Annotated in this window: 8 protein-coding genes and 1 pseudogene; 5 read left to right on the plus strand and 4 right to left on the minus strand. The window is 78.3% G+C overall.

The features are described 5' to 3' along the window. The first annotated feature begins 14 nt into the window (after positions 1-14). From GTQ99_RS24680 to GTQ99_RS02925, 3 genes are read left to right on the plus strand one after another with little or no spacing between them, the layout of a single operon-like run. Complete coding sequence (locus GTQ99_RS24680) at positions 15-929, plus strand: ABC transporter permease (protein WP_166614248.1); 915 nt, start codon at positions 15-17, stop codon at positions 927-929. Then, positions 926-2,002 carry an ABC transporter ATP-binding protein gene (locus GTQ99_RS02920; RefSeq protein WP_338074674.1) on the plus strand — a complete coding sequence of 359 codons (1,077 nt, stop codon included), beginning with the start codon at positions 926-928 and terminating at the stop codon, positions 2,000-2,002. Before GTQ99_RS24680 ends, GTQ99_RS02920 begins: the two co-directional genes overlap by 4 nt. Further along, entirely contained in the window at positions 1,999-3,063 is a 1,065-nt protein-coding gene (locus tag GTQ99_RS02925) for an ABC transporter ATP-binding protein (RefSeq protein WP_338074675.1), read from the plus strand. Before GTQ99_RS02920 ends, GTQ99_RS02925 begins: the two co-directional genes overlap by 4 nt. On the opposite strand, the gene GTQ99_RS02930 is transcribed toward GTQ99_RS02925, so the two are convergent. The 4 genes from GTQ99_RS02930 to GTQ99_RS02945 all read right to left on the minus strand — a co-directional run bounded on the left by GTQ99_RS02930 (position 3,060) and on the right by GTQ99_RS02945 (position 7,045). Next, on the minus strand, positions 3,060-4,580 hold the full coding sequence (locus GTQ99_RS02930) for a Mur ligase family protein (protein WP_338074676.1): 1,521 nt from the start codon (positions 4,578-4,580) through the stop codon (positions 3,060-3,062). The genes GTQ99_RS02925 and GTQ99_RS02930 overlap by 4 nt on opposite strands. 80 nt (positions 4,581-4,660) lie before the next feature. Next, positions 4,661-5,431: a prolyl oligopeptidase family serine peptidase gene (locus tag GTQ99_RS02935; protein WP_166614242.1), complete on the minus strand. Its 771-nt coding sequence runs from the start codon at positions 5,429-5,431 to the stop codon at positions 4,661-4,663. Positions 5,432-5,514: 83 nt separating this feature from the next. After that, a complete protein-coding gene (locus GTQ99_RS02940; RefSeq protein ID WP_166614243.1) occupies positions 5,515-6,027 on the minus strand; it encodes a hypothetical protein in 513 nt (170 codons plus the stop codon). Positions 6,028-6,091: 64 nt separating this feature from the next. Continuing rightward, positions 6,092-7,045: a LysR substrate-binding domain-containing protein gene (locus GTQ99_RS02945; RefSeq protein WP_166614244.1), complete on the minus strand. Its 954-nt coding sequence runs from the start codon at positions 7,043-7,045 to the stop codon at positions 6,092-6,094. 51 nt (positions 7,046-7,096) lie between these two features. Here GTQ99_RS02945 and GTQ99_RS26560 point away from each other — a divergent pair, with 51 nt between their 5' ends. Beyond that, positions 7,097-8,020 carry an EamA family transporter gene (locus GTQ99_RS26560; RefSeq protein ID WP_166614245.1) on the plus strand — a complete coding sequence of 308 codons (924 nt, stop codon included), beginning with the start codon at positions 7,097-7,099 and terminating at the stop codon, positions 8,018-8,020. Next, positions 8,017-8,197 (plus strand): annotated as a pseudogene (locus GTQ99_RS02955) (DNA-3-methyladenine glycosylase 2 family protein); the annotation flags it as partial. The gene GTQ99_RS26560 and the pseudogene GTQ99_RS02955, both read left to right, overlap by 4 nt.

Raw genomic sequence — 8,197 nt, forward strand, 5'->3', positions numbered from 1 at the left:
CCGCGGCCGCGCCGGTGCGCCCGCGGCGCAACCGGTTCCTGGCCGGCGCCCGGCTGCTGCTCGGCTCCCCGCCGGCGCTGTTCGCCGCGCTCGTGCTCGTCGGGGTCGTGCTCGTCGCCCTGTTCGACGACCAGGTCGCGCCCAGCGGCGCCAACGACGTCGACGTGCAGCAGCGCCTGCAGCCCCCCGGGGCCGGGCACTGGTTCGGCACCGACGACCTCGGCCGCGACGTCCTCAGCCGCGTCGTGCTCGGCGCGAAGGTGTCCCTGCAGGTGGGCGTCGTCGCCGTCGGGTTCTCGCTGGTCTGCGGCGTCCTGGTGGGGTTGTTCGCCGGTTTCTACGGCCGCTGGCTGGACACCGCGCTCATGCGCCTCATGGACGTCCTCTTCGCCTTCCCCGCGATGCTGCTGGCGATCGCCGTCATCGCGATCCTGGGGCCCGGCACGACCAACGCGATGATCGCCATCGGGATCACCTACACCCCGGTGTTCGCGCGCGTCACCCGCGCCGCCGTCCTCGGCGTCAGGGAGAGCGTGTTCGTGCGCGCCTCCCGCTCGGTGGGCGCCTCCGACCCGCGGTTGCTGTTCCGGCACGTGCTGCCGAACGCGCTGCCGCCGATCATCGTGCAGACCTCGGTGAGCCTGGCGTTCGCGGTGCTGGCCGAGGCGGCGCTGAGCTTCGTCGGCCTGGGCACCCAGCCGCCCGCCCCCAGCTGGGGGCGGATGCTGGCGGAGGGGCGCGGCTACGTGGACCTGGCCTGGTGGATCGCCGTCTTCCCCGGCCTGGCCATCGTCGTCCTCGTGCTCGCCTTCAACCTGCTGGGCGACGGGTTGCGCGACGTGCTCGACCCGCAGCAGCGCAGCGCCCTGGAGGCGGCGCGGGCCCGTTCCGGCCGCCGTCGCCGCCGCACCCCCGGGAGGACCTCGTGACCGACCCCGTGACCGATCCCGTGACCGGCCCCGCGCACGGCGGGGGGACCGTGCTCGACGTGCGCGACCTGCGGGTGCGGGTGGACACCGCCCGCGGCACCGCCGACATCGTCAACGGCCTCAGCTACTCCGTGGCCGCGGGGGAGACCGTCGCCGTCGTGGGGGAGTCCGGCAGCGGCAAGAGCGTGTCGGTGCTGGCGCTGCTGGGCCTGCTGCCCGGCCACGCCCGCGTCAGCGGCACCGCCGCCTTCCGCGGCCGCGACCTGCTGGCCATGTCCGAGGCCGAGCTGCGCACGGTGCGCGGCAACGGCATCGGCATGGTCTTCCAGGACCCCATGACCTCGCTGAACCCCGTGCTGACCGTGGGCCGCCAGCTCACCGAGGGGCTGCTGGCCCACGGCCGGGCCGGGGGGCGCAAGGCCGCCCGGGCGCGCGCCGCCGAGCTGCTCGCCGACGTCGGCCTGCCCGACCCGCGCGGCGCCCTGGACCGCTACCCGCACGAGCTGTCCGGCGGCATGCGCCAGCGCGTCGTCATCGCCATCGCCCTGTCCGGCGACCCCGCGCTGCTCATCGCCGACGAGGCGACGACGGCGCTGGACGTGACGGTGCAGGCGCAGATCCTGGAGCTGGTCGCCGGCCTGCAGCGCGAGCGCGGCACGGGCGTGGTGTGGATCACCCACGACCTCGGCGTCGTCGCCGGCACCGCCGACCGCGTCCTGGTGATGTACGGCGGGCGCTGCGTGGAGGACGGCTCCGTCGACGACGTCTTCGAGGCCCCGGCGCACCCGTACACCCGCGGCCTGCTCGGGGCGCTGCCCGCCCTGCACGACGAGGACGGCGCGGACGGCGCCCCCGCCGAGCGCCCGGACCTCGTCGCGATCGGCGGGACCCCGCCGCCGCCCACGGACCTGCCGCCCGGCTGCGTGTTCTGGCCGCGCTGCCCCGTGCGCGGCGACGAGCGCTGCGCCACCGAGCAGCCGCCCCTGGTGCCGGTGCGCGGCAGCGGGCCGGTGCCGCACCGGGCGGCGACCTTCTACGGCGAGCGGCTGCAGCAGACGGAGGTGGGCGCGTGAACGGCTCCGGCGCGCAGGTGCGGGGCGTGCAGCAGGTGCGGGACCCGCAGGACGTGCTCGTGCGGGCGCGCGGTCTGCAGGTGCACTTCCCGGTCCGCTCCACGGGGCTGCGCCGCCGGCGGACCGGTGCCGTGCGCGCCGTCGACGGCGTCGACCTGGACGTGCGCCGCGGCGAGGTCCTCGGCCTGGTGGGGGAGTCCGGCTGCGGGAAGTCGACGCTGGGCAACGCGCTGCTGCGGCTGGTGGAACCCACCGGCGGCAGCGTCGAGTTCGACGGCACCGACGTCACAGCCCTGGACCGCCGTGCGCTGCGCGCGCTGCGGCGGCGGGCCGTCATGGTCTTCCAGGACCCCTACGCCTCCCTCGACCCGCGCCTGACGGTGGGGCAGACGATCGCCGAGCCCCTGCAGGTGCACGGCCTGCACCCGGGCGCCGCGGCGCGCGCGGCCCGGGTCGCACAGCTGCTGGAGCTGGTGGGCGTGGACCCCGCCGCGGCCTCCCGCTACCCGCACGAGTTCTCCGGGGGCCAGCGCCAGCGCGTCGGCATCGCCCGGGCGCTGGCCGGCGAACCCGACTTCGTCGTCTGCGACGAGGCCATCGCCTCCCTCGACGTCAGCGTGCAGGCGCAGGTGCTCAACCTGCTGCGCTCGCTGCAGCGGCGGCTGGGGCTGACCCTGCTGTTCGTCTCCCACGACCTCGCGGCCGTGCGCCACCTGTCCGACCGCATCGCCGTCATGTACCTGGGCCGGGTCGTCGAGGTCGCCGACGCCGCCGAGCTCAGCCGCTCCCCGCAGCACCCGTACACGCAGGCGCTGCTGTCGGCGGTGCCGCTGCCCTCGCCGGAGCTGGAGCGCGCCCGCGAGCGCATCGTCCTCACCGGGGACGTCCCCTCCGCCGCGCGGGTGCCCTCGGGCTGCCGCTTCCGCACCCGCTGCCGGCACGCCTTCGCGCCCTGCCCCGAGGTCGACCCCGCGCTGCAGGACGTGGGCGGCGGGCACACCGCCGCCTGCCACCTGCACGGGGTGGTGGGGCTGGAGGACCCGCGCGCCGTCCGCACCTAGGACCGGCCCAGCTCCTCCAGCGCCGCCCGCAGCCGCGCGACGTCGTCGAAGGGGCGGCTGCGCCCGCCGGCCACCAGGTGCCCCTCGTGGCCGCGGCCGCCGACGACGAGCACGTCGCCCGGCGCGGCCAGCGAGACGGCCAGCTCCAGGGCCCGGTCGCGGTCGGCCTCCACGTGCACCCGCGCGGCGCCCGCGGCGCGCGCCCCCGCGGCCACCGCCTCCCGCAGCAGCGCGGGGTCCTCGCCGTGCGGGCTCTCGTCGGTGACGACGACGACGTCGGCCAGCTGCGCCGCCGTGCGGCCCAGCGGCGCGCGCTTGGCGGGGTCCCGCTCGCCGGTGGCGCCCAGCACCACCAGCAGGCGCCCGCCCGTGAGGCCGCGCAGGAAGGGCAGCAGCCGCTGCTGGCCGGCCACGTTGTGCACGTGGTCGACGAGCGCGAGGAAGGGCTGGCCGGCGTCCACCCGCTGCAGCCGCCCCGGCACCCCCGCCAGCTGCTCCGCGCCGCGCACGGCGGCCTCCACCTCCACCCCGCGCGCGTGCAGCGCGGCGATCGCCCCGAGGGCGTTGTCCACCTGGTGCGCGCCCAGCAGCCGCAGCCGCACGCGCCGGTCGGTGCCCGGCCCCCGCAGGCGGAAGGCGGTGCCCCGCGCGTCCGCGCGCACCTCGCCGGCGCGCCAGTCGGCGCCGGGGCGCCCGGCCGCGGAGAACGTCACGACGGGGGTGGCCACCTGCGCGGCCAGCCGGCGCCCGTGGGCGTCGTCGACGTTGACCACCGCGAGCGCGCAGCGCTGCGGCGCGAACAGGGACGCCTTGGCCGCGAAGTAGGACTCCTCGTCGCCGTGCAGGTCCAGGTGGTCGCTGCCGAGGTTGGTGAACACCGCGGCGCGGAAGCACGTGCCGTCCACCCGGTGCAGCGCCAGGCCGTGGCTGGAGACCTCCACCGCCGCGCACGTGGCGCCCTGCGCGCGCAGCGCGGCCAGCACCTCCTGCAGCTCCGGCGCCTCCGGCGTCGTGCGCTGCGCCGGGCGCGACCACCGCGGGGTGCGCAGCTGCACCCCGCTCAGCAGGCCGGTGCGCCGCCCCGCGGCGCGCAGGCCGGCGTCGAGCAGGTGGGTGGTGCTCGTCTTGCCGTTGGTGCCGGTCACCCCGTACACCTCCAGCTGCCGGCTGGGGTGCTCGTGCAGGTGGGCCGCCAGCTGCCCGAGCACCGCTCGCGGGTCGGGCACGACGAGGGTCGGCAGCCCCGGCAGCGGGCGGTCGCTGAGCGCCGCGACCGCCCCGGCGGCCCGGGCCTGCTCCGCGAAGCGCGCGCCGTGGTGGTGCGCCCCCGGCAGCGCGGCGTAGAGGTCGCCCGGCAGCACGCGCCGGGAGTCCAGCGTCAGGCCCCGCACCCGCGGGCCGGCGCCCTCCGGGGCCGGCAGCCCCAGCGCGCGCCCCAGCTCGGCCAGGGCGGGCGGGCGCCGCAGCGCGGGCCGCCGCCGCCCGGGGGGCTGCGGTGGCGTCGAGGTGTCCGTCACGGGGTCATCGACTCACCCGCGGCGCGCGTCGGCCAGTCGGCACGCGCACCACGCGTCCCACCCGCACCGCCGCCGGGCGGCTACCCGCCCGCGACCCCGAGGCGCGCGCGCACGAAGGCCACGACGTCGGGGCGCCCGATCCACTCCCGCCACACCCCGTGCCCGGCGTCGGGGACCTCGACGTGGGTGACGTCGACGCCCGCGCGCTCCAGGGCCTGCGCGAGCGCCCGGCTCTGCCCGGCGGGGACCAGCTCGTCGAGGGCGCCGTGCACGAGGAGGAAGGGCGGCGCGCCGGGGTGCACGTGGGAGACCGGCGAGGCCGCGCGGGCCAGCTCCGGCACGGTCTGGACCGGCGCGCCCAGCAGCTGCGACTCCGGGGAGCCCGCGTCGTCGTGGACGAGGCTCGCGCCGGGCGGCGCCTGCGCGTCCATCGCCAGCAGGTCCGTCGGCGGGTAGAAGGCCACCGCGCCCCGGGTCAGGTCGGTGGTCAGCGCGCCCATCGCCGCGGCCCAGCCGCCGGAGGACTCCCCGGCGGCCACGACCCGGCGGCCGTCCAGGCCGAAGCGCCCGCCCTGCTCGTGCAGGAAGCCCAGCGCGGCCGCGACGTCCTCGCGCTGGGCGGGGAAGAGCGCCTGCGCGCTGGAGCGGACCGCCACCCCCGCGACGGCGACGCCGAGGGGGGCGAGCACCGCGGCCACGGCGTCGGCGCCCCGGCGGCCGTCGTCGCGGCGGAACGCCGAGCCGTGGCACCAGGTGAGCACCGGCCAGGGGCCCCCGCCGGTGCCCCGCCCGGGCAGGTGCAGGTCGAGCAGCGGACCGCCGGCGGGGCCGACGTCGCGGATCACGGGCACGGCGGCATCCTCGCACCCGGGAGCCGCTCGGCCGGCCGCTCGGCCGGCCGCTCAGCCGACCGCTCGGCCGGTCGCTCGGCCGCTCACGCCGCGGGCCCGTCCGCGCGGGCGCGCTCGACGTTCACGAGGGCCTCGCGCAGCTGCTCGATCCAGTCCTCCTGGTGCCGGCCCACGAGCCGGACGCACCACGCCAGCGCCTCCGAGCGGGTGCGGGCCACCCCGGCGTCGACGAGGGTGTCGAGCACCCGGCGCTGCGGCTGGCGCAGCCGGGTCATGACGGGCGTGGCGAGGTTGGTGAAGACCTCCTCGGTCTGCCCGCAGCGCGCGCCCCAGGCCGTCTTGCGGCCGAAGAGGGTCTCCGCCTCGTCGGCGATGCGCATGCGCGCACCGCGCGTCTCCTCGCGGAAGCGGCCGATGCGGCCCTGCTCGCCGCGCCGGGCCGCGGCCTCGCCGCCCGCCGCGTCCGTCGCGGGGGGCGCCAGGGTCCCCACGACGACGATCTCCTCGCGGTCCACCGACACCGTCGGCATCCCCTCGAACCAGTCCCGGGGCAGCCGGCCGGTCAGCCAGGCGGCCACGTCGCTCTCATCGCTCATGCTCTGATTACACGCTTACACGCTGACGGAGTCAACGGTCCACCCGGACCGCCCGGCGGCTCGCTCAGGCGGTGGTGGGGACCGCGGCGTCCGGGCGCTCGGCGGCGACCCGGCGCAGCTCCCGCAGGACGGCCGCCGTGGGGGCGTCGGTGCCGCGGCCGGCGCGGGTGGCGGCGTAGATCGAGCGGGCCGGCGGGGAGCCGGTGAGGGCGAGCACGCGCAGGCCCTCCTGGCGCAGCGGGTGCGCCAGCCGCGGCACGAGCGCCACCCCCGCGCCGGCGGCCACGAGGGCGGCGAGGGCGTCGTACTCGGAGGTGTGGTGGCGCACGTCGGGGGAGAAGCCCGCCGCGGCGCAGGCCGCGGAGGTGATCTGCGCGCAGGCGTCGTCGGTGGCGGCCGCCACCCACTCCTCGCCGGCGAGGGCGGCCAGGTCCAGCTCGCCCGCCCCGGCCAGCGGGTGGTCGGCGGGCAGCAGCACGTCGAGGACGTCGGTGAGCAGGTCCACGCGCTGGTAGCGCGCGTCGTCGCGGGTCGGCCCGCCCGGGTGGTCGACGGCGACGACCACGTCGAGGTCGCCGGCGTCCAGGCCGGCGACGGCCTCGCCGGGCTCGCGCTCGCGCACGAGCAGGCGCAGCCCCGGGCGCTCGCGGCGCAGCCGGCGCAGCGCGGGGCCGACCACGGCCGTGATCGCCGTGGCCAGCGAGCCGATGCGGACCTCGCCGACCAGGCCGTCCTCGAAGGCCACCAGGTCGGCGCGGGCCTTCTCCAGCTGCGCCGCCACCGCGTCGGCGTGGGTGAGCAGCACGCGCGCCTGCCCGGTCAGGCGCACCCCGCGCCCCTGCCGCTCCAGCAGCGGCGCGCCGAGGTCGCGGGCCAGCCCGGCGAGCTGCTGGGAGACCGCTGACGGCGTCAGGTGCAGCGCGGCGGCCGTCGCGGCGACCGTGCCGCGGCGGTCGACCTCCCGCAGCAGCCGCAGCCGCCGCAGGTCGATCGTGAAGTCCGAGCTGTCGAGGATCACGCGGACATTCTCGATGGACTGAACGGTCCCTGACAAGCCACCATCGGTGGCGTGAACCGCCGCGCCGCTGTCCTCTTCGCCGCCCTGGGCATCGCCTGGGGCGTGCCGTACCTGCTCATCAAGGTGGCCAACGCCGAGCTCGTGCCCTCGGTGCTCGTGCTCGTGCGCACCGCCCTCGGCGCGCTCGTGCTGCTGCCCTTCGCGCTGGCCCGCCCGGAGGTCCGCCGCAGCCTGCCGGTGCTGGCCCGGCGCTGGCCCGCCCTGCTGGCGTACACCGTCACCGAGATCGTCGGCCCGTGGCTCTTCCTCACCCGCGCCGAGCACGACCTGCCCAGCTCGACGACGGCCGTGCTCGTCTCCGCCGTCCCCGTCGTCGGGGTGCTCGTGGCCTTCGCCACCGGCCGCGCCGAGCGCATGGGCGCGCTGGGCTGGAGCGGTCTCGGCCTCGGCACGGCGGGCGTCCTCGTCCTCGTGGGCTTCGACCTGGGGACGGGGCAGCTGGGCGCGGTGGCCGAGATGGCCCTCGTCGTCGTCGGCTACGCCGTCGGCCCGGCCGTGCTCGCCCGGTACCTGTCCGACCTGCCCGGCCCCGCCGTCGTCCTGGCCAGCCTCGTGCTCGCCGCCGCCGTCTACGTCCCGATCGTCGCGCTGGGCCCGGGGCTGCCCGCCCGGCTGCCGTCCGCCGGGGTGCTGGGCGCCGTGGCCGCGCTGGCCGTCGTCTGCACCGCCGGCGCGTTCCTGCTGCTGTTCGCCCTCATCGGCGAGCTGGGCCCGGTCCGCGCCACCGCCATCGTCTACGTCAACCCGGTCGTCGCCGTCGTCGCGGGCGCCCTGCTGCTCGACGAGGCGGTGACCGCTGCCACCCTGGCCGGCTTCGCCCTCGTCCTGGCCGGCTCCTGGCTGGCGACCCGCCGCCCGCGGGTGCCTGCGGGGGCTCCCGGGCAGCGGCCCGCCCCGCTTACCGTGGAGGCGTGAGCGCCGCCGAGCAGCCCGGGCAGCCCGGGCAGCCCGGGTGCTCCGGGCAGCCGCTGGTCCTGCGCTGGCGCCCGGGGTTCCGGGTGGACGTGCGCGCCACGCTCGCGGTGCTGCGCCGCGGTGCCGGCGACCCCACCCACCGCCTGGAGGCCGACGGGTCGCTGTGGCGGGCCACCC

It is taken from the genome of Kineococcus vitellinus, assembly GCF_009906315.1.
In the GTDB taxonomy this organism is placed as follows: domain Bacteria; phylum Actinomycetota; class Actinomycetes; order Actinomycetales; family Kineococcaceae; genus Kineococcus; species Kineococcus vitellinus.

Excerpts from the sequence above, each read along its gene's own strand:
- GTQ99_RS02940 (WP_166614243.1), bottom strand. The coding sequence starts at position 6,027 with ATGAGCGATGAGAGCGACGTGGCCGCCTGGCTGACCGGCCGGCTGCCC.